Raw genomic sequence first — 25,948 nt, forward strand, 5'->3', positions numbered from 1 at the left:
TAAAATATTTGCCGGATTCAATTTTTTTTGCTATAATTTGAAAATACCCTGAAAGGAGACATCACATGAAGAAAAAAATTCTAGCTTGTTTGCTAATTTTATTTCCTATTCTTTCACTAGGACTAGCAAAAGCTGACACAGAAAAAACGAAGTATGTTATCGCCAGTGACTCATCTTTTGCGCCATTTGTTTTCCAGGATTCGAGCAATCAATACACTGGTATCGATATGGATCTAATCAAGGCAATCGCTGAAGACCAAGGTTTTGAAATCGAGATTACCAATCCAGGTTTTGACGCTGCTATTAACGCAGTCCAATCTGGACAAGCAGACGGTATCATTGCAGGTATGTCAGCGACTGATGCTCGTAAAGAAACTTTTGATTTCTCTGATTCTTACTATACAGCAAATACTATTCTTGGTGTTAAAGAATCAAGTACCATTTCTTCTTATGAAGATTTGAACGGTAAGACTGTAGGTGTGAAAAATGGTACTGCTTCACAAACCTTCCTAACAGAGAATCAAAGCAAGTACGGTTACAAAATCAAAACTTTTTCAGATGCTGCTTCTATGTATGATAGTTTAAATACCGGTTCAATAGATGCCGTTATGGACGACGAACCTGTTATTAAATATTCTATCAGTCAAGGACAAAAGTTAAAAACACCAATCGCAGGTACTCCAATCGGTGAAACTGCTTTTGCAGTAAAAAAGGGAAGCAATCCAGAATTGCTAGAGAAATTCAACAAAGGGCTTGCAAACCTTAAGGCAAATGGAGAATTCCAAAAAATCCTTGATAAGTATCTAGCTAGCGATTCTACTACTACAAGTTCAACCGCAGATGAAACAACTGTCTGGGGCTTGTTGAAAAACAACTACAAACAACTTCTCAGCGGACTTGGAATTACCCTCTCATTAGCCCTTATTTCATTTGTAATTGCGATTTTCATTGGAATTATCTTCGGTATTTTTAGTGTCAGTCCATATAAATCACTTCGTTTGATTTCAGAGATTTTCGTTGACGTTATCCGTGGTATTCCATTGATGATTCTCGCAGCCTTCATTTTCTGGGGAATTCCTAACTTTATCGAATCCCTCACAGGTCAACAAAGTCCAATCAATGACTTTGTCGCTGGTACAATTGCTCTCTCCCTAAACTCAGCTGCCTACATCGCTGAGATTGTTCGTGGTGGTATCAAGGCAGTTCCTGTTGGACAAATGGAAGCCAGTCGAAGTCTTGGTATTTCATATGGAAAAACCATGCGTAAGATTGTCTTGCCACAAGCAACCAAGCTAATGCTTCCAAACTTTGTCAACCAATTTGTTATCGCTCTTAAAGATACAACAATCGTATCTGCAATCGGTCTAGTAGAACTCTTCCAAACTGGTAAGATTATCATTGCTCGTAACTACCAAAGTTTTAAAATGTATGCAATTCTCGCAGTCTTTTACCTTGTGATTATCACTCTTCTAACTAGATTAGCGAAACGCTTAGAAAAGAGGATTCAATAATGGCAAAATTAAAAATTGACGTTCATAACTTACATAAACAATATGGTAAAAACAAAGTCCTTAAAGGAATTTCAGCGAAATTCTATGAAGGAGATGTTGTTTGTATCATTGGACCTTCTGGTTCAGGTAAGTCAACTTTCTTGCGTAGCTTAAATCTCCTCGAAGAAGGAACAAAAGGAAGCATCACAGTTAACGGCTATGATTTGACGGATAAATCTACCAACGTAGACCATGTTCGTGAAAATATCGGAATGGTGTTCCAGCACTTCAATCTCTTTCCACATATGACCGTATTGGAAAATATCACTTTCGCTCCTGTAGAACATAAGTTAATGACTAAGGCTGAAGCAGAAAAATTGGGTATGGAACTCCTTGAAAAAGTTGGGCTTGCTGACAAGGCCAATGCCAATCCTGAAAGTTTATCCGGTGGTCAAAAACAACGTGTGGCTATCGCTCGCGGTTTAGCAATGAACCCTGATATCATGCTCTTTGACGAGCCAACTTCTGCCCTTGACCCTGAGATGGTCGGTGATGTTCTGAACGTCATGAAAGAGTTGGCTGAACAAGGCATGACCATGATTATCGTAACCCACGAAATGGGATTTGCTCGTAAGGTTGCCAATCGAGTTATCTTTACAGCAGACGGTGAATTCCTAGAAGATGGGACACCTGATCAAATCTTTGACAACCCACAACACCCTCGTCTAAAAGAATTTTTAGACAAGGTCCTCAACGCTTAAAAAACTGCAAGGTTTCCCTTGCAGTTTTTTCTCACTTGTATTTGAATTTTGGATTTTTTAGAAAATTATGATAAAATAAAGGGTATGAAAATGGGGATTCCTCATGCCTAGGATATCTAGGAAAGTAAATAGAAATTAGGTAGCTGGATGTCATCTAAAGTTATTGTTACAATTTTTGGTGCTAGTGGAGATTTGGCTAAACGCAAGCTCTACCCTTCACTCTTTAGACTTTATAAATCAGGTAATCTTTCTGATCATTTTGCTGTTATTGGAACTGCTCGTAGACCTTGGAGTAAGGAATATTTCGAATCTGTTGTTGTCGAATCTATTTTAGACTTGGCAGATAGCGCAGAAGAGGCTCAAGCATTTGCGAGTCATTTTTACTATCAAAGTCACGATGTTAATGACACTGAGCACTACATCGAATTACGTAAACTTCAGGCTGAATTAAACGAAAAATATCAGACTGAGCACAACAAACTCTTCTTCCTCTCAATGGCACCTCAGTTCTTTGGTACCATCGCCAAACACCTCAAGTCTGAGCAAATCGTTGACGGTAAGGGCTTCGAACGTTTGATTGTTGAGAAACCTTTCGGTACAGACTATGAAACTGCAAGCAAACTAAACGAAGAGCTCCTAGCTACTTTTAACGAAGAGCAAATCTATCGTATCGACCACTATCTTGGTAAGGAAATGATTCAAAGCATATTTGCCATTCGTTTTGCTAATATGATTTTTGAAAATGTTTGGAATCGTGAACACATAGATAATGTGCAAATTACCTTTGCAGAACGTCTAGGTGTTGAAGAGCGTGGTGGCTACTATGATGAGTCTGGTGCCCTTCGAGACATGGTTCAAAACCACACACTTCAGCTTCTGTCACTCCTTGCTATGGATAAGCCTGCAAGCTTTACAAAGGATGACATTCGCGCAGAGAAAATCAAGGTCTTCAAGAACCTTTACCACCCTACAGATGAGGAACTTAAAGAGTACTTCATCCGTGGGCAATACCGTTCTGGTAAAGTTGATGGCATGAAATACATTTCTTACCGCAGCGAACCAAATGTCAACCCAGAATCAATGACAGAAACCTTCGCTTCAGGTGCCTTCTTTGTAGATACCGATCGTTTCCGTGATGTACCTTTCTTCTTCCGTACAGGTAAACGCCTAACTGAAAAAGGAACACACGTAAACATCGTCTTCAAACAAATGGATTCAATCTTTGGAGAACCACTAGCACCGAATGTGCTTACCATCTACATCCAACCGACGGAAGGATTCTCTCTTAGCCTTAACGGTAAAGAAGTTGGAGAAGAGTTCAAACTTGCACATAATTCGCTTGACTACAGAACTGATGCGACTGCAACAGGTGCTTCACCAGATCCATATGAAAAACTGATCTACGATGTTTTGAACAATAACTCAACAAACTTTAGCCACTGGGATGAAGTGAGTGCATCATGGAAATTGATTGACCGTATCGAGAAGTTGTGGGCTGATAATGGTGCTCCTCTTCATGACTACAAGGCTGGTAGCATGGGACCTCAGGCTAGTTTTGATCTCCTTGAAAAATACGGAGCCAAATGGACATGGCAACCAGATATCGCCTATCGTAAAGATGGTCGTTTAGAATAATCAAAAACATCCTGCAAGAATTCTTGCAGGATTTTCTTTTATATCAAACCTTCTAGAAGGCCCTTCATAAAGTTTTCAGAGTTAAACTCACCGATATCATCGATTTTTTCACCAAAACCAATTAGCTTAACAGGGATATTGAGTTCCTCACGGATAGCAAGAACAACCCCACCTCGGGCAGTTCCATCAATCTTGGTTAAGACAATCCCTGTAACAGGAGTAATTTTTGAGAATTCTTTAGCTTGTACAAGAGCGTTTTGCCCAGTTGACGCATCAAGAGCTAGGAAGGTTTCATGAGGTGCTTCTGGCACTACGCGTTTGATGATACGACCAATCTTTTCCAATTCTGCCATTAAGTTTTCTTTGTTTTGCAGACGGCCAGCTGTATCAATCATGAGAATATCAATACCTTCTGCTACTGCTCGTTCCATCCCATCAAAGACAACACTAGCTGGATCTGCCTTCTCAGGACCAGTAACGACAGGAACATCTACACGACGCCCCCATTCTGCTAATTGAGCAACCGCACCCGCACGGAAGGTATCAGCAGCAACAAGCATAACCTTTTTACCAGCTTGTTTGTAGCGATGTGCCAATTTACCGATTGATGTTGTCTTTCCGACACCATTAACACCTACAAAGAGCATGACAGTCAAACCATCTTGAAAATTAATGCTTTCGTTGTAGTTGCCATCCTTCTCATACAACTCCACCAATTTTTCGATGATAACACGACGAAGTGCTTCAGGTTTCTTAGCATTTTCTAGCTTAGCTTCATAACGCAATTCTTCCGTAAGATTTGAAGCCACCTGGACACCAACGTCACTCATGATGAGTAGTTCTTCAAGTTCTTCAAAAAAATCTTCATCAACTGATCGGAAATTAGCGAAGAAGGCATTTAAACGGGCACCAAATCCCGTACGAGTTTTCTTGAGACTGCGGTCATATTTTTCCTGTACAGTCTCTTGCACTTGACGAGTTTCTTCGATTGCTTGGTTTGCTTCCTCTTCAAACTCTGTTTCTGCTTCGTCAGATTGAGGCTGAACAATTTCTTCCTCGTCACTATCGTTTGAAGGAATCTCTTCAACATGAGTCGATTCCTCTTGAGGACTATCTGCCTCTTGGACTTGATTTAACTCTTTTTGAGAAACCTTCACTTCGTCAACTGGTTCGACAATAGTTTCTTCGTCAACATCTGCTTCAGATAAGTTTTCATCATTTTCTTCGGCTACGACAGTCCCATCTTGCTCTTTGACTTCGATATTTTCAGATTCTAGCGTCTCAGTTTGCTGGCTATCATCCGATAAATCAATGTTTTCTAGAGCTTCTTTGACAACATCTTCAATTTTAGGTTCTTCTATTTTTCCAAATAAACGGTCAAATAATCCCATTCTTTAGTTCTCCTTCAGTACATATTTTTCAATTGCCCAGGCGACAGCTTCTTCGTCATTAGTCATTGGTGTTACCACATTTGCCACCGCCTTAACTGCTGGTACAGCATTTTGCATAGCGACACCGAGACCGGCCCACTCAATCATCGAAAGGTCATTAGCTTCATCTCCACAAGCCATGACTTGACTTCGTTCAATTCCCAGGTGTTCAATCAGTTTAGATAATCCTGTCGCCTTATGAACATTCTTTGGTGACCATTCTAGCAAGAGTTCACGTGATTTAAAAATTTCATATTGATCGAATAATTCTGGTGAAATCTTTTGAATAGCCGCATCCAAAGGTTCCTGAGGAAAGGCAGTCACACATTTATTGTATGTTACCTGACTAGACAAATCTTCAAAAGCAATTGGAACAAAAGTTAGAGCCGGGTTAAACTGAGCATATAAACTTTCTTGGTCAGACCGAATCTGGTAAACTATTCCTTCTGAAATTGCATCTAAAGGAATGCCTAGTTTATCAGTTTCCTCGTAAATACGTGTCACATCATCAATTGAAAAGACTGTCTTATCAAGAATCTCACCTGTATTTTTCTGAACCAATCCACCGTTGAATGTGATAGTATACTCGTCATCATGGCCGTCTGTTCCAAGCTCTTTAAGGAAGAAATCCATAGCCTTGAGAGGACGTCCAGTTGTTAGGACTACTTTGACACCCTGTTCACGCGCAGCCTTTAAAGTCGCCTTGGTACGATCAGTCAATTTCTTGTCTGTCGTCAGCAAAGTCCCATCTAAGTCTAGGGCAATTAATTTAATATCTGCCATTACAATCCCTCCATATAAGCGATAACTGATTGGTCCTTATGGTGACCGATAACTGTTTCGGCAAGTTCTAGAATTTCTGGGCGAGCATTTTCAGGTGCGACTGGGTGCCCTACAACTTGCATCATGTGAAGGTCATTGAGATTGTCACCGAAGGCCATCACTTGGTCCATATCCAGATTTAACTTCTTAGCCAATTCGACAATCGCAACTCCCTTGTCCACATAATCAAGGACAATATCAATGGATTCAAAACCTGTCGTCATTGCCTTAACACCAGGCACATGTTCATTGACCCAAGCTTCGCCAACTTCTACTGTCTCTTCTGTAAAGTTGGTTGTGAATTTAAAAATCTCATCGGTGATATCTTCAAGTTTGGCTACTTTTTGAATATTCTCATTGTAATGATGACTAAACATGAGATAGGTTTCATCTACAGTATCTAAAACATAGCAAGCTTTCTTACCAGTCAAGAGCATCTTCTTTTCATCAAAATAAGGTGAAGTCTTTAGCTTTTCAAATGTTGATAAGTAAAAATCTCTAGGCATGGTCGCTTCATAGAGGTCTTGTCCATGAAAACGAACCAGACTCCCATTTTCAGCAATGAAAATAATCTCATCTTTGACATCCGCAAAATGTTTTTCAAGCGACAAAAGACCGCGGCCAGAAGCTACAGCAAAGTAAATCCCTTTTTCTTTATAAGAATGGAGAAGCTTTTTTAAGCGCTCCATATCAAATTGGCCAGCTTCATCCAAAAAAGTCCCGTCCATATCAGTTGCGACTAGTTTAATCATAAATCTTTCTCTTCTCCAGTTATAAATCTATCTTCTATTATACCATAGAAAAAGTAAAAAAGACGTGCAGGATTGACACGTCCTTGTATTCTATAAATCTATCTATAGAGCCAGTCGTTATTAAAAATATAAGCCCCTCTCCACACTTTCCTGAATCAAATCTTCCGTTAGTTTCCATAATTCTTCTGATTCACTTTTTATAAACTTTTTCTTTTCTAATACCATGTCTGCACTGATATTATCAGGGTTATAATTTAATTGTGACACCTCTAAGTGATTTATCAGTGGTACCAATGCATCGATTACTCTTGCATATCTTGCTTCAGCACTCTGTCCTTTTTCAAATTCCAACCACAAATTTTTCATATTCAAATATTTCTCTTCTGGAAGGAGGCTCATTGTTTTTTCTATAGATTCTAACTCTCTATCATGAGAATGAATCTTTTTTTCATCATCAAAAACCCAAGTATCTCCGGCATAAATCTCACCTAAATCATGAATCAATAACATAGAAATAACTTTTTCTATTTTTAACTTTTCAGGATAATAATCTTGAAGAACTATAGCAGCTATAGCACCTTGCCAAGAATGCTCGGCACTATTTTCAAATCTTCCGTCAAGGGTTCTATTAAATCTGGTTACTGACTTTAACTTCTCTATTTCTTTAATAAAATCGACTGAATTCTTTAAATTACTCATTGTAGCTCCTATCTTATTTAAAATTTTAGATATAATACCAAAAAATATTAATTTCATCAAATATTTCCCGTATTTGCAAAAATAAAACAGCGCCTAATCCATACGAGATTAGACGCTTGATTAAACTTGTAATTTATAAAATATTTATCAATCGAGTGATTGAACTTTCCTACCATCAATCAATTCCAAGTCTTTTTATCCATATTTGGCAAAGAGAGCTTAAACTTAATAATACAGAGTCGAATCATAAAACCAACAATTGAGAGAATGATAAAAGCAGTGATTCTTGGAAAGTGAAGGACAAAGGCCAACCAGTAATAAATAACGCCAATTACAAAAGATAGAAGGGCATAGATGTCCTCTTTTAGAACACTTGGAACTTCATTAATCAAGAGATCTCGGATGATACCTCCGCCAGCACCTGTTAAACAGGCCAAAATCCCTGCAGACATCAAGTTCAATTTACTATCAGCTAAGGCGGTAGCTCCAATCAAGGAAAAGATGATTAAGCCAATCGAATCAAAGATAAGATAAGCTTCTCTCAGCCACTTATAGAATTTTTTTTCTTGACTAGCATTGGCTTGTTTTGATGTCACAAAGGCATACATAATAATAGCTACTAGAATAGAGACATAAATCGGTCCAGGATCTGCGAGAGCGGAGGGAAAACGACTGATAATAGAATCTCTTAAAATACCCCCACCTACTGCTGTTACAATTGCCAATAAACTAATTCCAAAAATATCTAAACGTTTACCAAATCCTTTGATGGCTCCTGACGCCGCAAAGGCTATAGTCCCAATATAATTACAAATCATTAGGAATAGGTCAAAATCCATATAAGCTCCTCAATTTATTTTTGTAACCTTTCTGACTTCTTGAAGGTCATTCTCCATGCTCTAGTTTGAAATGTTATATTGAAAACAAACTAAGCATCCATATCTTCTAAATCTTTTAGTTTAACAGAGACAATCTTAGAAACACCAGATTCTTGCATGGTTACCCCATAAATAGAGTCTGCGGCTGCCATGGTTCCCTTACGGTGGGTAACAACGATAAACTGGCTATCCTTGTCAAATCGGTTAAGATAATCTCCAAAGCGTTTAACGTTAGCTTCATCGAGTGCAGCCTCTACTTCATCCAAAATAACAAATGGAATGGTCTTGACACGAATGATTGAGAAAAGCAGAGCCAAAGCTGACAAGGCTTTCTCTCCACCACTCATAAGGTTGAGAGATTGGATTTTCTTACCTGGTGGTTGCACAGAGATTTCGACACCTGCTGTCAATAAATCTCCCTCGGTAAGGATTAGGTCCGCTTGACCACCACCAAACATCTGCTTGAAGGTCACCTTGAAGGATTCACGAATAGCTTCAAAGGTTGATTTAAATCGTTCCTTCACTTCATCGTTCATCTCTGTAATGGTTTCAAGAAGAAGATTTTTAGCAGAAAGAATGTCATCACGCTGACTATTTAAGAATTCCAAGCGTTCGTGAACTTCGTCAAACTGTTCAATAGCATCCAAATTGACTGGACCAAGTGAACGGATAGATTTTTCTAAATCCTTGACCTCTTGTTCAGCGACAGCCAAATCTTCTAACGGATTGGCTTGTTCTAACGCTTCAGTATAACTAATCTGGTATTCTTCAGTCAGTTGACCTTGAAGATAGCGAAGGCGGTCCGTAATCTTCTCTTTGGTTGCTTCTGCACGTGTTTGCTTACGAATCCATTCTTCATTTTGCTGACGAGCTTGTTCTAAATGACTGGCAATATCATCCAATTGACCTTCAATATCATCCAGCTCAAACTGCTTGCGAATAAGCCCTTGTTGAATTTCTTCCTTCTGACTCTTAGCTTCTGTTTCCTGCTTGGTCAAAAGTTCCGTATCAACCTTTTCAAGATTGTCTACCTTTTCTTGGAGAAGGCGTTCGATTTCATCTTGCTCCATATCAAGGTATTCAAGCTCTTTGTTAATCCGTTCAATATCCGCAACTTCGTAACGTTTTCGCCCTATCATTTCTGTTTTGAGCAGACGTTCTTGAGAAAGTTTTTCCTGTAAGTTTTGGTAACGTTCCTGAATCGCATTTTTATTGGACTTGATTTCTTCAATCTCAGACTCCAGTTTTTGCTTTTCAGTTGAAATAACTGAAAGACGTTCTTGGCATTTTTCTTTTTCAGTTTGCCAATCTTCACCTCTTAGATTGTTTAATTCTTTTTCCTGAAGTTCTAAAAGTGTTTCGAGTTCTTCGACTTGTTGGCAAGTTTGTTGATAAGCCAGGTATAAGCCTTGCTCCTCTATTCGAGCTTGCTCTCCTTGAGACTTAATAGTCTCCAAAGTTTGACTGAGTGCTGCCAAGCCTTCTTGAACTGACTTCAGATTATCTTCCTCTTGACGCAGAAGATTTTCTTCTTGAGCAATCTCTTTTTGCAACTGTTCTAATTCAGGCTTTATAAAAATGCTGTTATTTTGACGATTTGCACCACCAGCATAAGAACCACCTGTTCGCAATTCTGTACCATCTAGCGTTACCATTCGAACCTGATAATGTACCTTGCGGGCCGCATCACGCGCATGCTCTACCGTATCAAAGATTGCTGTTGTAGCAAGCAAGTTTTTAAAAATAGCTTCATGCTTGGCATCAAAAGTAACCAATTCGTCTGCCATGCCAAGAAAACCTGGACTTACAGCAATCACATCTTGGTTCTGACCAGAAATGCTACGAGCCTTGATGGTTGTCAAAGGTAGGAAAGTCGCACGACCAGCTCGATTTCGTTTAAGGAAGTCGATAGCCTTAGTCGCAGCCTGTTCATCTTCAACGATGATATGTTGACTACTTGCTCCGAGGGCAATTTCAAGAGCTGTTTGATAACGAACATCAAAGGTTAAATGTTCACTGACCGCTCCGACAATACCGCCCAGGCGATTTTTTTCTTGTAGAACACTCTTAACACCCGCATAGAAATTACTATGGTTTTTAAGAATGTTTTCCAGACTTTGCGCCTTGGCCTGCTTGTTTTTCAGATTATCCAAACGGTCAAAAAGTTGACTTTGCTGACTTTGATAAGCCTGCTTTTGTTCTTCTTCCTGTTTAGCATTCGTCTGATAGCCAGCAAGCAAGGTCTGTACTTTTTCTTTTGCTGATTTTAAATCAGCCTCTTGTTCACTAGCCTTAGATTTAGCAGAAGCTAATTGTTCCTTCAAGGACTCCAATTGTTCTTCTTGCTTTTGAGTCTGTTGGCGACTATTTTCAAGATCATTTTCAATCCGTGTCAACTGGTTAGAGACATCCGCTTCTTCCTGCAAGAAAGCTACGAAACGCTCGCGCAGTTGCTCAATCATCTGATCAGGATCATCAGAAAAAGCTAACAACTCGGCTTCTAAACGATTGAGTTCCTTGGTATTGACTGCTAGATTTTCTTCTAACTGACTGAGATTTGTTTCTTTTTCTTCCTTCTCTTGAATAAGTGCATTTCTCTTTTCATCCAAACTAGCTAAACGAGCTTGAGCCTCTTGTTGATTGAGAGCAACCTGCTCTGTCTCCAGTTTAGACAAGGCCAATTTCCGTTCTAAATCACTGATTAGAGCTGTCAAATCCATCAAACTAGTTTGATCTTTAGCCATCTCCGCTTGTAAATCTTGTCTCTGCTTCTTAAGAGATTGATTTTCAAGTTCTAGTGACTCGCGTTTTTGATAATAACTAGTCAACAGTTCTTGGACTTGGTTTAATTCTTCTTCTGTTAGATCCAATTCAGCCTTATTGGCTTGAATTTGTGCAACCAAAACATCCAAGTAGATAGCTTTACGTTGACCGTCTAGTTCTATAAATTTGCGTGCAGTTGCTGCTTGCTTCTCCAATGGTTTGATTTGATTATCCAACTCATAGATGATATCTTCCAAGCGGTCTAAATTGTCTTGAGTTTGTTGCAGTTTACTTTCTGTCTCTTTGCGACGAGTTTTATATTTTAAAACTCCAGCCGCTTCTTCAAAGATAGCGCGACGCTCCTCAGGTTTGGAGTTAAAGATTTCTTCGACCTTCCCTTGGGAAATAATAGAGAAGGAATCGCGCCCAAGTCCGGTATCTAAGAAAAGATCATGAATATCACGAAGACGGACTTTTTTCCCATCAATCTTGTATTCACTATCCCCAGTACGATAGATATGACGCTCCACCTTGATTTCCTGTCCTGCATCCTTGATGAAACCGTCCTGGTTATCTAGAGTAACAACTACAGAAGCATAGTTTAATGGTTTTCTACTTTCTGTCCCTGCAAAGATAACATCTGGCATCTTCCCACCACGAAGACTTTTGACACTGGATTCCCCAAGAGCCCAGCGTAAACTTTCTGTGATGTTTGATTTTCCAGAACCATTAGGTCCTACAACTGCTGTTACTCCTTGGTCAAAAACTACCTTGGTTTTGTCAGCGAAGGACTTAAACCCCTGAATCTCAATTTCTTTTAAATACATGAATCCAGTCCTTCCTCAACTGCATTTTTAGCGGCTTCTTGTTCGGCCAATTTTTTAGATCGTCCTTGGCCCCTACCTAAACTTTGACCCTCGACAAGAACTTCAACCTCAAACATCTTATCGTGGGCAGGTCCGATCTCTGAAATGACCTGATAACGAATATCAACATCACCATTGACTTGGAGTAATTCTTGGAGGTGAGTCTTGTAGTCTTTAATCATCTCAAAATCACCAGCCTCTACCTTCGGTATCATGACCTGGTAGATAAACTCCTTTACCGTAAGTAGATTCTTATCTAAAAGCAGGGCACCCAAAAAGGCTTCGAAAGCATCTCCCAAGATGGTATCTCGATTACGGCCTCCAGATTTTTCCTCTCCCTTTCCTAGCTTGATAAACTGATCAAACTGGCAGTCACGGGCAAAACCAGCCAAACTCTCTTCACGTACAATCATGGCACGGAGTTTAGACAGGTCACCTTCTGGTTTTTTAGGATATTTTTTGTACAGATATTCTGAAATCAATAATTGCAGAACAGCGTCTCCTAAAAATTCCAAGCGTTCATTGTGTGAAATTTTTAAGAGGCGGTGCTCATTGGCATAACTAGTATGAGTAAAAGCTGTTTCAAGTAATTGTTTATCTGAAAAAACAAGCCCAAAACGTTGCTCTAACACGGTTTCTAATTCTTTCATAAGAACCTCTTTCTAAAACATTATAATACACTCCATTATACCAAAAAATACAATCATAGTCAGAAAATAACCGTTAAAAGTCCTTTTTCTGACTTGTGTTTAATATCAATCCATCACTAGCAGTTCAGACTATTTTTTGGTATAATAAATCTTATGGAAATTGAAAAAACCAATCGAATGAATGCTCTGTTTGAATTTTATGCAGCCCTTTTGACTGATAAGCAGATGAACTATATCGAGCTTTACTATGCAGACGACTATAGTTTAGCTGAAATTGCAGAAGAGTTCGGTGTCAGTCGTCAGGCTGTTTATGATAATATCAAACGTACAGAAAAGATTCTGGAAGATTATGAGATGAAGCTTCATATGTACTCTGATTACATTGTCCGCAGTCAGATTTTTGATCAGATCATTGAGCGCTATCCAGAAGATGCTTTTCTACAAGAGCAAGTTGAGATTTTAACAAGTATTGACAATCGGGAGTAATCATGGGCAGTCTAGTTAATTATCAAGGAATACCTTGCAAACTATTAGCCGCAGAGGAACCATTTCCTACTCGACTACAGATTATCTCGCCCAATGATATCTCCAAAGCTATGCAAATAGGTTTTAGCTGTTGGGGATATCCAAATGAAATCATGAAAGAAGTCACACCTGAAGAACTAGAGTGTTTGCAACATTTCGGACGATTTCCACTGAATTGAATAAATAGGAGAAAAATATGGCATTTGAAAATTTAACAGAACGTTTGCAGAACGTCTTTAAAAATCTACGTAAAAAAGGAAAAATCACCGAGAGTGATATCCAAGAAGCAACCAAGGAAATCCGTCTGGCTCTTTTAGAAGCCGACGTTGCTTTGCCTGTAGTTAAGGATTTTATCAAAAAAATTCGTGAACGCGCGGTCGGGCATGAAGTCATTGATACCCTCAATCCAGCTCAACAAATCATCAAGATTGTTAATGAGGAGTTAACAGAAATTCTTGGTTCTGATACCGCTGAGATTATCAAGTCTCCTAAGATTCCTACAATCATCATGATGGTTGGTTTGCAGGGTGCTGGTAAAACAACTTTTGCTGGAAAATTAGCTAACAAACTTAAAAAGGAAGAGGATGCTCGTCCTCTGATGATTGCGGCCGACATCTATCGTCCTGCAGCTATTGACCAGCTTAAAACACTGGGACAACAAATTGATGTTCCTGTCTTTGCTCTTGGCACTGAAGTTCCTGCGGTTGAGATTGTTCGCCAAGGTTTGGAGCAAGCTAAAGCCAACCATAACGACTATGTCTTAATTGATACAGCCGGACGTTTACAAATCGACGAACTTCTCATGAACGAGCTCCGTGATGTTAAAGCTCTTGCTCAACCAAATGAAATCCTTCTCGTCATCGATGCCATGATTGGTCAAGAAGCTGCAAACGTTGCGCGTGAATTTAACGCTCAATTAGAAGTTACCGGTGTCATCCTTACCAAGATTGACGGGGATACTCGTGGTGGTGCGGCCCTTTCTGTTCGTCACATCACTGGAAAACCAATCAAATTCACTGGTACTGGTGAAAAGATTACTGATATTGAAACCTTCCACCCTGACCGTATGGCCAGCCGTATTCTCGGTATGGGAGATATGCTGACTCTGATTGAGAAAGCTTCCCAAGAATACGATGAGCAAAAAGCCCTTGAAATGGCTGAAAAGATGCGAGAAAACACCTTTGATTTCAATGATTTCATCGATCAATTGGATCAGGTGCAAAATATGGGGCCAATGGAAGATTTGCTCAAGATGATTCCTGGTATGGCCAACAATCCTGCCCTTCAAAATATGAAGGTGGATGAAAAACAGATTGCTCGCAAACGTGCCATCGTCTCATCTATGACTCCAGAAGAACGTGAAAATCCAGATTTGCTCACTCCAAGCCGTCGTCGTCGTATTGCAGCTGGTTCTGGTAATACCTTTATCGATGTCAACAAGTTCATCAAAGACTTTAACCAAGCTAAACAACTCATGCAAGGTGTCATGTCTGGTGACATGAACAAGATGATGAAGCAAATGGGTATTAACCCTAACAACCTTCCTAAAAATATGCCTGGTGGCATGGATATGTCAGCCCTTGAAGGTATGATGGGACAAGGTGGTATGCCGGATATGTCTGCTCTTGGAGGAGCCGGAATGCCTGATATGAGCCAGATGCTTGGTGGAGGTCTCAAGGGTAAAATCGGTGAATTTGCTATGAAGCAATCCATGAAACGCATGGCCAACAAAATGAAAAAAGCTAAGAAAAAACGCAAATAAAAAAAGGACTCAATTGAGTCCTTTTTTAGTTTTCTCGAAGTTTCTCTAAAGTCTCTTTAAAGATAGCGGGAATATCAGCAGTAAATTCCAGAGTTTCCCCAGTTCTTGGATGGGTAAATCCTAGCGTCTTGGCATGGAGAAATTGCCCATGTCCCTTTAGGGTTTTACGAGGACCGTATACCTCATCACCAGCGACAGGATGACCGATATAAGCCATGTGCACACGGATCTGATGAGTTCGGCCTGTTTCCAGTTGTAATTCCAGTAAGGTATAATCACCAAAGCGTTCTAAGACTTGGAAACGTGTCACTGCTGGTTTTCCTTTAGCAGTCACAGCTTGTTTCTTGCGGTCTTTTTCACTACGACCAATCGGCGCCTCAATGACACCACGGTCATTTGGAAGATTACCGTGAACAATGGCCCAATATTTTCGAAGAGACTTTTTATCCTTCAATTCTTGAGCAAGTGCTAAATGCGCTTCATCATTTTTAGCAACCATAAGAAGCCCAGATGTGTCCTTATCGATACGATGGACAATTCCTGGACGCAGCACACCATTGATTCCTGATAAGTCTTTGATATGATACATAAGGGCATTCACCAAGGTACCACTGGTATGCCCAGCGCTTGGATGAACAACCATACCTTGAGGTTTGTTGACTACTGCTACATCCTCATCTTGATAAATGATTTCTAAAGGAATATCTTCAGCTACATACTCTAAAACCTCTGGTTCGGGAACTTGATAGGTGATGACATCCCCCTCTTGGACCGTATACTTGGCTTTCTTAACCTGGCCGTTGACCAAGACTTGACCAGACTTGATTTGTTCATTGGCAAGACTACGAGACAATTCTGTCAAATCTGACAAAGCCTTATCTAGGCGTATCCCGCCTCTTTCAATTTTAATTTCCATTCATTTCCTCTTTTAGCATTGCAAGCAATAACACAATGACCCCTACTGTCAGATAACTATCAGCCACATTGAATATGGCAAAATTGATAAAGTCTAAGTGAAACATATCCACGACAAATCCTTGGCTAATGCGATCAATGAAATTTCCCAAACCACCTGCAATAATTAGAACCAATCCAAAGACTGTCCAGACGGAATCTTCTATATGCTTGTGCAAATACCAGATAGCCCCTGCCATAACTACTAGAGTAATCACCGCAAAAAACCACTGTTGATCTTGTAGCATGGAAAAGGCAGCCCCCCTATTTTGCAGATAGGTTAAACTAACTAGATTTGGGATCCATGATTTGATTTCACCAAGAGCAATATTCTGAACGACATAAGCCTTTACCAATTGATCTAAAACAATCAAGGCTGCTATAATCCCTGCTACTATTCCTCTTTTCTTCATGCTTTCCTCTTTTGATCAAAATACTCTTGCATGACCTCTACAAATAAAGTCCCTGCTTGACTCAAGTCTACTTCTTCACGTTTCACATAAACCATGCGATTATTGAGATTATCATTTAGTGGAATAACGGTGATCCCGTTAACGCTATCGCTATCTAAGAATCCAGAACCAGTCGCATAAGCATTTGTTCTTTCAAGAATTCCATTTAAAGTAGCGCGATCTGTTACGTTAAACATCTGAGAGCTGGCACTTGTATCCACAAAGTTTTCTGAGTAATAGAGATATTCATCCTTCTCTTGTGTGAAACGAACTGTTGGCAAATCAACTAAATCTTCCATGACCAACTCTTTTTTCTTAGCTAAGGGGTGACCTTCACGTAGATAGATATGCGTCTGGAAAGGAATCAACTCAATCACTTCAAGGCCTAACTTTTCAACCCGTTGCATGATACCCTTTTGGTTTTGATTGTTGAGGTAGATAATCCCAATCTCACTATGACCTTGGGCTACTTCATCCAAAATCTGAACAGTTGTAGATTCAAAAATACGGAAATTTTTATAGTCTGGATACCTTTGAGAAAAAGTTGTGATAGTCGGTGGCAAGAAATCATAGTGCTGGCTAGCTATTGAAAACTCATCCTTTTCCTCTTCAGGATTGGCATACTGGTTCTGGAAAATATCAAATCCTTTAACCAACTCTTGTGCCTTTTCATAAAATTCCATCCCACGGCGAGTAAGAAAGGTACCCGAACTAGTTCTGCGGAAAATCTTGAATCCTAGCTCTTTCTCCAGATCTCTTACAGAAATAGATAAACTGGGTTGGCTAACGTACATTTTCTCAGCAGCTTCACGAAAAGTACCACTATTTGCAATAGCAACAACGTAGCGTAATTGTTGAATATTCATGATTTCTCCTTCGTTTTCTATCTTATCATTATACCATAAATCAAGCCTATCCAACAAAGGAAAATCATGAGACAGTTACTTCTAAAAAATGCAAACAAAAAAACACCTTTTAAGGTAGATAAAATTCTAACCAAAAGGTGTTAGTGTTACTATTATTTAGCTGCTGCGTAAAGCTCGTCTACTTTGTTCCAGTTGATAACTGAGAAGAAAGCTTTGATGTAGTCAGGACGAACGTTGCGGTATTTCACGTAGTAGGCATGTTCCCAAACGTCCAAGCCCAAGATTGGTTTTTTACCTTCTGAGATTGGTGTATCTTGGTTTGCTGTTGAAGTTACTTCAAGTTTACCTTCTTTGTTAACAACCAACCATGCCCATCCAGAGCCAAAACGAGTTGTTGCTGCTGCAGTGAAAGCTGCTTGGAATTCTTCGAATGAACCAAAAGCTGCATCGATTGCTGCTGCAAGGTCTGCTGAAGGAGCTGTTTTTTCAGGAGTCATCAATTCCCAGAAAAGAGCGTGGTTCAAGTGGCCACCACCGTTGTTGATAAGCGCTTGGCGGATATCAGCTGGGATAGATTCTACGTCAGCAAGCAATGCTTCAAGGTCTTCACCAATTTCAGGGTGTTTTTCAAGAGCTGCGTTTGCGTTGTTGACATATGTTTGGTGATGTTTGTCATGGTGCAAGTGCATTGTTTCAGCATCAATGTATGGTTCCAAGGCGTCGTAAGCGTATGGAAGATCTGGTAAGATAATAGCCATCTGTAATACCTCTTTTTCTTTTTATATAAAAATGATAACGCAAACAACCTGTTTTTTCAAGTTATTTGCTCAATTTGATTGGCTCGCAATCTGCAATAAAGCCTTCTCAAACAAGTACCCTTTTTCGTAAACACCAGTCTTAATTTGATAATCTGCCTGAATGAGATAACGAATAGAATCTTGTAGAAAATTCAGGGACAATCCTCGCGTGTCACGAAGGGCAAATTTGATTTGATAGGGATTCGGATTGCGACCAAGATAGTGACCCAAACTGCTGACCATCTGAGATTCTGTCTGACCAGACTCTTGCAATATTTTTACCTGTGTATAGAGTCTAAACTGTCCCAGCATAATGGCAATCAGCTTAATCTCATCTTCACCCTGTAAGGTCAAATCTTTAACTAAATCTCTCGCCTGATCAATTTTCTTAGTTAATATTAATTGGGTCAAATCAAAAATATTATCCTGCAAAGTCTTTGGAATTGCTTCAACAATATCTTCTTCTGTTATCAGACCACTATCCTTATAAGACAGTAAGAAGAGCAGGTTTTTCTGAATTTCACTGAATTGAAAACTAGATTTGATAAGCAACTGTTCAAAGGAATTTCCATCAAAAGTAAGTCCTTGTTCCTGAGTCCACTTTTGAAAATAGGCTCGCAACTCTTGCTCTTTAGGATCGATGGCTTCGAAAACCTTCGCATCCCGCTTGAGCAATTTGACCAAACGTCTCTTACTATCCAACTTCCCTTCAGCAAAAATGACTAGTTTACTTGAAGGTAAAGGATTTTCCAGATAGTCTTCAAAAGACTTAAGCTCATCATCAGTTAGATAGCGTTTTTTAGCTGTCGTTATATCGACAAAATGATCTAAAATAACAATTTTTTCATCCGCAAAGAAAGGAAGACTAACTAGCTCTAGTTCCAAGCTTTTGTAGTCTACTTCTTTCATGTCAAAATAAGCAAAGTTCAAATCTGCAGGATCGTAGCCGATTTGCTTGAGAACCTGTGTTTTCATGACGTCATACTGACCTTGATCAGCCCCTGTAAACAGGGTCAAACTAGGTAAATTTGATAGGGATAGCTTTCGGCTTTCTTCTATGGCTAGCATCTATTCTCCTTTCTTTATAGTTTCGCTTTTATTTAATCAATATAATGTAATTTACCACGGAAATCATCTAGGCTTTGATATCCTTTTTCCACCATAATTTCTTTGAGTTCCTTGGTAATACGCTCAAAAGCACCTACTCCTTCTTTATGAAGAGTAGTTCCTACCTGCACCATGCTAGCACCACATAGGATATGTTCAAAAGCATCACGCCCCGTTAATACTCCACCAGTTCCAATGATTTGAATTTGAGGATTTAAGCGTTGATAAAAGGCATGGACATTGGCAAGGGCAGTTGGTTTAATGTATTCTCCACCAATTCCACCAAAGCCATTCTTAGGACGAATCACGACCGACTCATCTTGAATATAAAGACCATTTCCAATAGAGTTGACACAATTGACAAATTTGAGTGGGTATTTGTTAAAAATAGCTGCCGCTTGATCAAAATGTACAATATCAAAGTAAGGTGGAAGCTTAATCCCAAGAGGTTTTGTAAAATACTCAAAAACTTCTGACAAGATACGGTCTGTTGTTTCAAAATCATAGGCAATCTGAGGCTTACCTGGAACATTTGGGCATGAGAGATTGAGCTCGGTTAAACCACGAAAATCACTTTCTTGAACCTTCTTCAAGATGGTATGAGTTTCCTCTGGAGACATTCCAACTAAAGATAGAAAGAAGGTACGATTTGGCTCCTTTTCTTGCAATTCCAAAAGGTAGTTCAAGTAATAGTCTAAACCATTATTTGGTAGACCCATAGAGTTAATAGAACCAAGTGGAACGTCTTGATAGCGAGGTTCAGGATTTCCCTGACGAAATTCCAAGGTTGCTGTTTTAGTGACAAAGGTTCCTGCTGCTGAATTTTTGACACCTTCCAACTCCTCAATGGTCATACAAGCAACTCCTGCTGCATTCATCAAGCAATTATCAAACTCAAAACCAGCAATCTGTGTTTTCGTTGATACCATGATTCTATTCCTCCAAAATCCATTATTTCTTTATTATTATACCATACTTTGGCAGGAGCCTTTTAATAAAACTAACCCTATAAAAAGGTTTCTAATTCAACTAATAAAACTAGCTTATTCAAATTGAAAGAATTTTTAGAAAATTTATGTTTTTTTCTTTACACTGAAAATTTTTTCTGCTATAATGTCTCATGTAATAAAATATGACAACAAAAAAAGGAGAACGATATGACATCTGCTAAAGAATATATCCAAAGCGTGTTTGAAACTGTAAAAGCTCGTAACGGGCATGAGGCTGAATTTCTCCAGGCGGTTGAAGAATTCTTCAGTACTTTGGAACCTGTCTTTGAAAAACACTCTGAGTATATTGAAGAAAACATCTTGGCACGTATCACTGAGCCAGAGCGCGTAATTTCTTTCCGTGTTCCTTGGGTTGACCGTGATGGAAAAGTTCAAGTTAACCGTGGTTACCGTGTTCAATTCAACTCAGCTGTTGGACCATACAAAGGCGGACTTCGTTTCCACCCAACTGTAAACCAAGGGATTTTGAAATTCCTCGGCTTCGAACAAATCTTTAAAAACGTTTTGACTGGACTTCCAATCGGTGGAGGTAAAGGTGGATCCGACTTCGATCCTAAAGGCAAAACTGATGCTGAAGTGATGCGCTTCTGCCAAAGCTTCATGACTGAATTGCAAAAATACATCGGACCTTCTCTTGACGTACCTGCTGGTGATATCGGTGTCGGCGGACGTGAAATTGGTTACCTTTACGGACAATACAAACGCCTCAACCAATTTGATTCTGGTGTCTTGACAGGTAAACCTCTTGGATTTGGTGGTAGCCTGATTCGTCCAGAAGCAACTGGTTACGGTTTGGTCTACTATACTCAAGAAATGTTGAAAGCTCACAATGATAGCTTCGCTGGTAAGAAAGTTGTTGTATCTGGTTCTGGTAACGTTGCTCAATATGCAGTCCAAAAAGCAACTGAACTTGGTGCAACTGTTATCTCAGTATCTGACTCAAATGGTTATGTGATTGATGAAAACGGAATCGACTTTGACCTTCTTACAGATGTGAAAAACAACCGTCGTGCTCGTTTGACTGAATACGCTGCAGAAAAACCAACTGCTACTTACCATGAAGGTTCTGTATGGACTTACTCAGGCAACTACGACATTGCCCTTCCATGTGCGACTCAAAATGAAATTGACGGTGATGCTGCAAAACGTTTGGTAGCTCAAGGTGTGAAAGTTGTCTCTGAAGGAGCAAACATGCCAAGTAACTTGGAAGCTATCCATGTTTACAAAGAAAATGGTGTCCTTTACGGACCTGCAAAAGCTGCCAATGCTGGTGGTGTTGCTGTATCTGCCCTTGAAATGAGCCAAAACAGTCTTCGTCTTTCATGGACTCGCGAAGAAGTGGATACTCGTCTTCAAGGTATCATGACAAATATCTTCAATACTGCTAAAACAACTGCAGAAACTTACGGTCTTGGTACTGATTACCTTGCAGGTGCCAATATTGCGGCCTTTGAAAATGTAGCAAACGCTATGATTGCCCAAGGTTTGGTTTAATTCCTAGTAACTATATAACTCCTCACATCTCCTGTGAGGAGTTTTTCTTATCCACAGAAAAAGACCTATCCGAGTGGATAGATCTTTATTTTCTTACAATTTACCTGCTACGGCATCCAACAATTCTTGGATCTTGGCTTGGTTGCTTCCTCCTGCCATGGCCATGTCTGGTTTCCCACCACCACGTCCATCAACGATTGGAGCCAATTCTTTAACCAAGTTACCTGCATGGATGTCTTTTGTCTTGCTGGCTACAAGAAGGTTGACCTTGTCACCGATGGCTGCGACAAGAACAAGCACATCAGAGTAGTCTTTTTGCTTCCAGTTATCCGCAAAGGTGCGAAGAGCACCTGCATCTGAAACAGAAACTTGACTAGCAATGTAACGGTGACCATTTGCTTCTTGAACATTCTTGAAGATATCGCCTGCGGCTGCAGCTGCAGCTTTTTCCTTCAATTCTGTATTTTCTTTTTGCAATTGACGGAGTTGTTCTTGAAGTCCTTCAACCTTGTGAGGCACTTCCTTGAGTTGAGGGGCTTTCAAGGTTGCTGCGACTGCTTTCAGTGTATCTTCTTGTTCACGATAGGCTTCGAAAGCTTCCTTACCAGTCACTGCCAAGATACGACGAGTTCCTGATCCGATACCTTCTTCCTTGACAATCTTGAAGAGACCGATTTCAGAAGTGTTACCTACGTGAGTACCACCACAAAGTTCAACTGAGTAGTCACCAATGGTCACAACACGGACTTCCTTACCGTATTTCTCCCCAAAGAGGGCCATAGCTCCCATTTCTTTGGCTGTTTCGATGTCTGTCTCAACAGTCTTAACTGCGATGGCTTCCCAGATCTTCTCATTGACTTGTTGCTCAATAGCACGCAATTCTTCTGGAGTCACAGCTTGGAAATGGGTGAAGTCAAAGCGAAGGAATTCTACTTCGTTGAGTGAGCCTGCTTGAGTAGCGTGATGTCCAAGGATATTGTGAAGAGCCGCATGGAGCAAGTGAGTGGCTGTGTGGTTCTTCATGACACGGTGACGACGATTGCTATCGATGGCCAAAGTGTATTCTTGGTTCAAAGCAAGCGGTGCAAGAACTTCAACAGTATGAAGAGCTTGTCCATTCGGTGCTTTTTGAACGTCTGTCACTGTCGCTACGACGTTACCTGCAGCATCCAAGATTTGACCGTGGTCTGCAACCTGTCCACCCATTTCAGCGTAGAATGGAGTTTCTGCAAAGATAAGTGAAGCAGTTCCTTCTGATACACTTTCTACTTCAGCATTGTCCGCTACGATAGCCACCAACTTAGAAGGCAATTGGCTAGCATTGTAGTTGAAGACACTCTCAACTGTAATGTTTTGAAGGGTTTCATTTTGCATACCCATTGAGCCACCTTTGACAGCTGACGCACGCGCACGTTCTTGTTGCTCTTTCATGGCAGCTTCAAAACCTTCACGATCAACTGTCATTCCAGCTTCTTCAGCGATTTCTTCTGTCAACTCTACTGGGAATCCGTATGTATCGTAGAGTTTGAAAACATCTTGTCCAGCGATAACCGTTTGGCCTTTTTCTTTCAAGTCTGCTACGATAGTTTCTGCAAAGTGTTGACCTGAGTGAAGAGTGCGGGCAAATGACTCTTCCTCGCTCTTGACAATTTTTTCGATAAAGTCACGTTTTTCGAGCACTTCTGGGTAGTAGCTTTCCATGATTTTTCCAACAGTTGGAACGAGTTTGTAAAGGAAAGGCTCATTGATACCCAATTTTTGACCATGCATAGAGGCACGACGGAGCAAACGACGAAGGACATAACCACGACCTTCATTTCCTGGAAGGGCACCATCACCGATAGCAAATGAAAGAGAACGGATGTGGTCAGCGATGACCTTGAAGCTCATGTTGTCGCCATCTTGGTCATAAACCTTACCAGATAACTTCTCAACTTCGCGAATGATAGGCATAAATAGGTCTGTTTCAAAGTTGGTCTTAGCACCTTGGATAACAGCTACCAAACGCTCCAAACCAGCGCCCGTATCAATGTTCTTGTGTGGCAATTCCTTGTATTCGCTACGTGGTACAGCAGGGTCAGCGTTAAATTGTGACAAGACGATGTTCCAGATTTCGATATAACGATCGTTTTCGATATCTTCTGCGAGAAGGCGAATACCAATATTTTCTGGGTCAAAGGCTTCCCCACGGTCAAAGAAGATTTCTGTATCTGGTCCAGAAGGTCCCGCACCGATTTCCCAGAAGTTGTCTTCGATTGGAATCAAGTGACTTGGATCCACGCCCACTTCAATCCAGCGGTTGTATGAATCTGTGTCATCTGGATAGTAAGTCATGTAGAGTTTGTCTTTAGGGAAGTCAAACCATTCAGGACTTGTCAAAAGTTCATAAGCCCAAGTAATGGCTTCGTCACGGAAGTAATCTCCAATTGAGAAGTTTCCCAACATTTCAAACATGGTATGGTGACGCGCCGTCTTCCCTACGTTTTCAATATCGTTGGTACGGATAGCCTTTTGCGCATTGGTAATCCGTGGGTTTTCAGGGATAATAGTTCCATCAAAATATTTTTTAAGAGTGGCTACCCCAGAGTTAATCCACAAAAGTGTTGGGTCGTTTACTGGAACCAAGCTAACTGATGGTTCTACTGAGTGACCTTTGGTCGCCCAGAAATCAAGCCACATTTGGCGGACTTGTGCACTAGATAATTGTTTCATTTGTATCTCCTTTTTACTAATTTGAGTCTCTTTCTAGCATTTCTACATAGTCGATAGCGACACAGAGGGAAATGACTAGGTCTGCATAAGATTCGTCATAGACGGTTACGGTATAGGTAGAGGTTAAATGGAAGAGTTCCTTGGCGATTTCCGCAATCACTTGATCACGGTCATCCAGAAGTTTAAAGTTTAAATCCCAGATATTCCCCTCAATGCGAAGACCTAGGTTGTCAAATTCATACTTATCTCTAAAGAAAGTCAACTTCTTTCGGATATAAAAACTATCTCCATTACTGAGTTGAATCTCAAAGCGTGGCATGAAGGTCAACATTTCTTTACTAATCTCACTAACCTGTTCACCAGAATTATCAAAAATGGTAAAGGTCTTAGGAATCTTAAAAAATGAACCTTCAACCTGATAGGCGACATTGCCAATCTCATCCTTGATATCAAAGCGTTCACCACCTAGGCGAAATTTTTGTTTGACAAGAAATCTTCTCATAAGTACCTCCAAAAATAAAAGACAAATTCATATCACGAAGGGCGAAAAACCGCGGTACCACCTTCATTCAATGAACTTGTCATTCTTGATTCTTATGCAATTGTTACAATCGAGTAGCATGATTTTCTATCTTAGATGGCTCGCAGCACCGCCATTTCTCTGGACTAAGATGGAGAGAAAATCAATTCTCAACATTCCTATTATATCGTTTTGATAGAGATTCGTCAAGGTTAATGGCAATGAATCATAAATTTAGCTTTAAATCTCTTAATTTACCTAGAGTTGCCTTGTGATGTTTGAGTAGTTTTGGGCTTATATATTGAAATTTTAATTCGTGTATTGTTCAAATCTACACCTTCACCTGGTTTTGGACTTTGGCTAACTACAGTCTCTTCAGCAGTTCCTTCTGGAGCTGTGGAGACTTCTACCACTTCAATATTAGCCTCTTTTACACCTACTATCTGAATCAAGTTATTCTTGGTAAATTCAAGGCTTGATCCAATATAACTTGGCATAGGAACTCTTGTTACCTTCTTGGCAACGGTCAAAGTAATCTCCGTCGCCTTACTAAGATCATAAGTGGTTCCTTCTGGCAGACTTTGTTTCATAACAAGACCTGCCTCTGTTTCACTTGATTCTTCTTCTACAATCTTAATAAGATTTTCAGGAACTTTTTTCTCCTTGAGCTCAGCAACCACATCTATTGATTTTCGGCCAATAAAGTTTCCAATATATACTTTTGTAGCTTGTGGTCTAGTAGTGGGAGATGTTGTTGATCTTTGTTTATCTTGAGATTTACTAGTACTAGGTGAACTTGTGGTTGTTGTACTAGTCGAGGTTTCTGAAGTAGTTGGTTGAGTTGAATGATTATTACTGTTATGAGTATAAGATGATTTAGACTTGGTCATACCTATAAAAAAAGTTCCAATTATCACTAATAAAAGTAAGCTTATAGCTATTCCGAAAAGCCACTTTATTCTACTTATTTTTTGTCTACGACGCTCTAATATTTCATTCTGTT

At 39.9% G+C, this 25,948-nt stretch carries 22 protein-coding genes and 1 pseudogene; 7 read left to right on the forward strand and 16 right to left on the reverse strand.

The window, feature by feature from the left end; translation table 11 throughout:
- The first annotated feature begins 65 nt into the window (after nt 1-65).
- The 3 genes from I1J71_RS06900 to zwf all read left to right on the forward strand — a co-directional run bounded on the left by I1J71_RS06900 (nt 66) and on the right by zwf (nt 3,886).
- Nucleotides 66-1,511: an amino acid ABC transporter substrate-binding protein/permease gene (locus tag I1J71_RS06900; RefSeq protein ID WP_195184204.1), complete on the forward strand. Its 1,446-nt coding sequence runs from the start codon at nt 66-68 to the stop codon at nt 1,509-1,511.
- On the forward strand, nt 1,511-2,251 hold the full coding sequence (locus I1J71_RS06905; protein ID WP_049494477.1) for an amino acid ABC transporter ATP-binding protein: 741 nt from the start codon (nt 1,511-1,513) through the stop codon (nt 2,249-2,251). Before I1J71_RS06900 ends, I1J71_RS06905 begins: the two co-directional genes overlap by 1 nt.
- Before the next feature lie 147 nt (nt 2,252-2,398).
- Nucleotides 2,399-3,886 carry a glucose-6-phosphate dehydrogenase gene (zwf, locus tag I1J71_RS06910; RefSeq protein ID WP_195184205.1) on the forward strand — a complete coding sequence of 496 codons (1,488 nt, stop codon included), beginning with the start codon at nt 2,399-2,401 and terminating at the stop codon, nt 3,884-3,886.
- 38 nt (nt 3,887-3,924) lie between these two features.
- Here zwf and ftsY read toward each other — a convergent pair whose 3' ends face one another.
- The 7 genes from ftsY to rnc all read right to left on the reverse strand — a co-directional run bounded on the left by ftsY (nt 3,925) and on the right by rnc (nt 12,746).
- Entirely contained in the window at nt 3,925-5,277 is a 1,353-nt protein-coding gene (gene ftsY, locus I1J71_RS06915; protein WP_195184206.1) for a signal recognition particle-docking protein FtsY, read from the reverse strand.
- 3 nt (nt 5,278-5,280) lie between these two features.
- Nucleotides 5,281-6,099, reverse strand: coding sequence for a Cof-type HAD-IIB family hydrolase (locus I1J71_RS06920; RefSeq protein WP_006152093.1), 819 nt, complete (start codon nt 6,097-6,099; stop codon nt 5,281-5,283).
- Nucleotides 6,099-6,890, reverse strand: coding sequence for a Cof-type HAD-IIB family hydrolase (locus I1J71_RS06925; RefSeq protein ID WP_195184207.1), 792 nt, complete (start codon nt 6,888-6,890; stop codon nt 6,099-6,101). Before I1J71_RS06925 ends, I1J71_RS06920 begins: the two co-directional genes overlap by 1 nt.
- A gap of 120 nt (nt 6,891-7,010) precedes the next feature.
- Nucleotides 7,011-7,589, reverse strand: a complete 579-nt coding sequence (locus tag I1J71_RS06930; protein WP_195184229.1) for an HD domain-containing protein — start codon at nt 7,587-7,589, stop codon at nt 7,011-7,013.
- A gap of 179 nt (nt 7,590-7,768) precedes the next feature.
- Complete coding sequence (locus I1J71_RS06935) at nt 7,769-8,428, reverse strand: trimeric intracellular cation channel family protein (protein WP_195184208.1); 660 nt, start codon at nt 8,426-8,428, stop codon at nt 7,769-7,771.
- Nucleotides 8,429-8,517: 89 nt separating this feature from the next.
- Nucleotides 8,518-12,057: a chromosome segregation protein SMC gene (gene smc / locus I1J71_RS06940; RefSeq protein ID WP_195184209.1), complete on the reverse strand. Its 3,540-nt coding sequence runs from the start codon at nt 12,055-12,057 to the stop codon at nt 8,518-8,520.
- Entirely contained in the window at nt 12,048-12,746 is a 699-nt protein-coding gene (rnc, locus tag I1J71_RS06945) for a ribonuclease III (protein ID WP_195184210.1), read from the reverse strand. Before rnc ends, smc begins: the two co-directional genes overlap by 10 nt.
- 153 nt (nt 12,747-12,899) lie before the next feature.
- Between rnc and I1J71_RS06950 the strand changes: the two genes are divergently transcribed.
- Genes I1J71_RS06950 through ffh form a run of 3 tightly spaced genes read left to right on the forward strand, consistent with a single transcriptional unit; the run spans nt 12,900 to nt 15,033 of the window.
- A complete protein-coding gene (locus tag I1J71_RS06950; RefSeq protein WP_004252600.1) occupies nt 12,900-13,232 on the forward strand; it encodes a putative DNA-binding protein in 333 nt (110 codons plus the stop codon).
- Nucleotides 13,233-13,234: 2 nt separating this feature from the next.
- Entirely contained in the window at nt 13,235-13,450 is a 216-nt protein-coding gene (locus tag I1J71_RS08625) for a hypothetical protein (protein ID WP_049494484.1), read from the forward strand.
- A gap of 17 nt (nt 13,451-13,467) precedes the next feature.
- On the forward strand, nt 13,468-15,033 hold the full coding sequence (gene ffh, locus I1J71_RS06955) for a signal recognition particle protein (RefSeq protein WP_195184211.1): 1,566 nt from the start codon (nt 13,468-13,470) through the stop codon (nt 15,031-15,033).
- A 25-nt stretch (nt 15,034-15,058) separates the two neighbouring features.
- Here the strand turns inward: ffh and I1J71_RS06960 are convergent, their stop codons facing one another.
- From I1J71_RS06960 to I1J71_RS06985, 6 genes are all read right to left on the reverse strand, one after another.
- Complete coding sequence (locus I1J71_RS06960; RefSeq protein ID WP_195184212.1) at nt 15,059-15,949, reverse strand: RluA family pseudouridine synthase; 891 nt, start codon at nt 15,947-15,949, stop codon at nt 15,059-15,061.
- On the reverse strand, nt 15,939-16,400 hold the full coding sequence (gene lspA, locus I1J71_RS06965; RefSeq protein ID WP_195184213.1) for a signal peptidase II: 462 nt from the start codon (nt 16,398-16,400) through the stop codon (nt 15,939-15,941). Before lspA ends, I1J71_RS06960 begins: the two co-directional genes overlap by 11 nt.
- Complete coding sequence (locus tag I1J71_RS06970; protein ID WP_195184214.1) at nt 16,397-17,305, reverse strand: LysR family transcriptional regulator; 909 nt, start codon at nt 17,303-17,305, stop codon at nt 16,397-16,399. The genes lspA and I1J71_RS06970 overlap by 4 nt, the downstream gene beginning before the upstream one ends.
- 152 nt (nt 17,306-17,457) lie before the next feature.
- Nucleotides 17,458-18,063 (reverse strand): superoxide dismutase SodA, encoded by a 606-nt coding sequence (sodA, locus tag I1J71_RS06975; protein WP_195184215.1) that lies wholly within the window; start codon nt 18,061-18,063, stop codon nt 17,458-17,460.
- A 69-nt stretch (nt 18,064-18,132) separates the two neighbouring features.
- Complete coding sequence (holA, locus tag I1J71_RS06980; RefSeq protein WP_195184216.1) at nt 18,133-19,170, reverse strand: DNA polymerase III subunit delta; 1,038 nt, start codon at nt 19,168-19,170, stop codon at nt 18,133-18,135.
- A 32-nt stretch (nt 19,171-19,202) separates the two neighbouring features.
- Entirely contained in the window at nt 19,203-20,138 is a 936-nt protein-coding gene (locus I1J71_RS06985; protein WP_195184217.1) for a dihydroorotate oxidase, read from the reverse strand.
- Nucleotides 20,139-20,366: 228 nt separating this feature from the next.
- Here I1J71_RS06985 and gdhA point away from each other — a divergent pair, with 228 nt between their 5' ends.
- Entirely contained in the window at nt 20,367-21,713 is a 1,347-nt protein-coding gene (gene gdhA, locus I1J71_RS06990; protein WP_195184218.1) for an NADP-specific glutamate dehydrogenase, read from the forward strand.
- A 93-nt stretch (nt 21,714-21,806) separates the two neighbouring features.
- On the opposite strand, the gene alaS is transcribed toward gdhA, so the two are convergent.
- The 3 genes and pseudogenes from alaS to I1J71_RS08630 form a co-directional block, all read right to left on the reverse strand.
- On the reverse strand, nt 21,807-24,425 hold the full coding sequence (gene alaS, locus I1J71_RS06995) for an alanine--tRNA ligase (protein WP_195184219.1): 2,619 nt from the start codon (nt 24,423-24,425) through the stop codon (nt 21,807-21,809).
- A 16-nt stretch (nt 24,426-24,441) separates the two neighbouring features.
- The gene (locus I1J71_RS07000) at nt 24,442-24,927 is read right to left on the reverse strand and encodes an LURP-one-related/scramblase family protein (RefSeq protein ID WP_195184220.1); all 486 of its coding nucleotides are present in this window, start codon (nt 24,925-24,927) and stop codon (nt 24,442-24,444) included.
- A gap of 272 nt (nt 24,928-25,199) precedes the next feature.
- A pseudogene (locus I1J71_RS08630) lies at nt 25,200-25,655 on the reverse strand (PASTA domain-containing protein); the annotation flags it as partial.
- Nucleotides 25,656-25,948: the final 293 nt, after the last annotated feature.

It is taken from the genome of Streptococcus infantis (assembly GCF_015546995.1).
In the GTDB taxonomy this organism is placed as follows: Bacteria; Bacillota; Bacilli; order Lactobacillales; family Streptococcaceae; genus Streptococcus; species Streptococcus infantis_J.

Bases quoted from the DNA above. Each gene is read 5' to 3' on its own strand.
- rnc (WP_195184210.1), bottom strand. From the start codon at position 12,746: ATGAAAGAATTAGAAACCGTGTTAGAGCAACGTTTTGGGCTTGTTTTT.
- I1J71_RS06960 (WP_195184212.1), bottom strand. From the start codon at position 15,949: ATGGAAATTAAAATTGAAAGAGGCGGGATACGCCTAGATAAGGCTTTG.
- I1J71_RS06970 (WP_195184214.1), bottom strand. From the start codon at position 17,305: ATGAATATTCAACAATTACGCTACGTTGTTGCTATTGCAAATAGTGGT.
- smc (WP_195184209.1), bottom strand. From the start codon at position 12,057: ATGTATTTAAAAGAAATTGAGATTCAGGGGTTTAAGTCCTTCGCTGAC.
- gdhA (WP_195184218.1), top strand. From the start codon at position 20,367: ATGACATCTGCTAAAGAATATATCCAAAGCGTGTTTGAAACTGTAAAA.
- ffh (WP_195184211.1), top strand. From the start codon at position 13,468: ATGGCATTTGAAAATTTAACAGAACGTTTGCAGAACGTCTTTAAAAAT.
- alaS (WP_195184219.1), bottom strand. From the start codon at position 24,425: ATGAAACAATTATCTAGTGCACAAGTCCGCCAAATGTGGCTTGATTTC.
- I1J71_RS06950 (WP_004252600.1), top strand. From the start codon at position 12,900: ATGGAAATTGAAAAAACCAATCGAATGAATGCTCTGTTTGAATTTTAT.
- ftsY (WP_195184206.1), bottom strand. From the start codon at position 5,277: ATGGGATTATTTGACCGTTTATTTGGAAAAATAGAAGAACCTAAAATT.
- I1J71_RS06905 (WP_049494477.1), top strand. From the start codon at position 1,511: ATGGCAAAATTAAAAATTGACGTTCATAACTTACATAAACAATATGGT.
- I1J71_RS06920 (WP_006152093.1), bottom strand. From the start codon at position 6,099: ATGGCAGATATTAAATTAATTGCCCTAGACTTAGATGGGACTTTGCTG.
- zwf (WP_195184205.1), top strand. From the start codon at position 2,399: ATGTCATCTAAAGTTATTGTTACAATTTTTGGTGCTAGTGGAGATTTG.
- I1J71_RS06930 (WP_195184229.1), bottom strand. From the start codon at position 7,589: ATGAGTAATTTAAAGAATTCAGTCGATTTTATTAAAGAAATAGAGAAG.
- holA (WP_195184216.1), bottom strand. From the start codon at position 19,170: ATGCTAGCCATAGAAGAAAGCCGAAAGCTATCCCTATCAAATTTACCT.
- sodA (WP_195184215.1), bottom strand. From the start codon at position 18,063: ATGGCTATTATCTTACCAGATCTTCCATACGCTTACGACGCCTTGGAA.
- I1J71_RS07000 (WP_195184220.1), bottom strand. From the start codon at position 24,927: ATGAGAAGATTTCTTGTCAAACAAAAATTTCGCCTAGGTGGTGAACGC.
- I1J71_RS06900 (WP_195184204.1), top strand. From the start codon at position 66: ATGAAGAAAAAAATTCTAGCTTGTTTGCTAATTTTATTTCCTATTCTT.
- lspA (WP_195184213.1), bottom strand. From the start codon at position 16,400: ATGAAGAAAAGAGGAATAGTAGCAGGGATTATAGCAGCCTTGATTGTT.
- I1J71_RS06935 (WP_195184208.1), bottom strand. From the start codon at position 8,428: ATGGATTTTGACCTATTCCTAATGATTTGTAATTATATTGGGACTATA.
- I1J71_RS06985 (WP_195184217.1), bottom strand. From the start codon at position 20,138: ATGGTATCAACGAAAACACAGATTGCTGGTTTTGAGTTTGATAATTGC.
- I1J71_RS08625 (WP_049494484.1), top strand. From the start codon at position 13,235: ATGGGCAGTCTAGTTAATTATCAAGGAATACCTTGCAAACTATTAGCC.
- I1J71_RS06925 (WP_195184207.1), bottom strand. From the start codon at position 6,890: ATGATTAAACTAGTCGCAACTGATATGGACGGGACTTTTTTGGATGAA.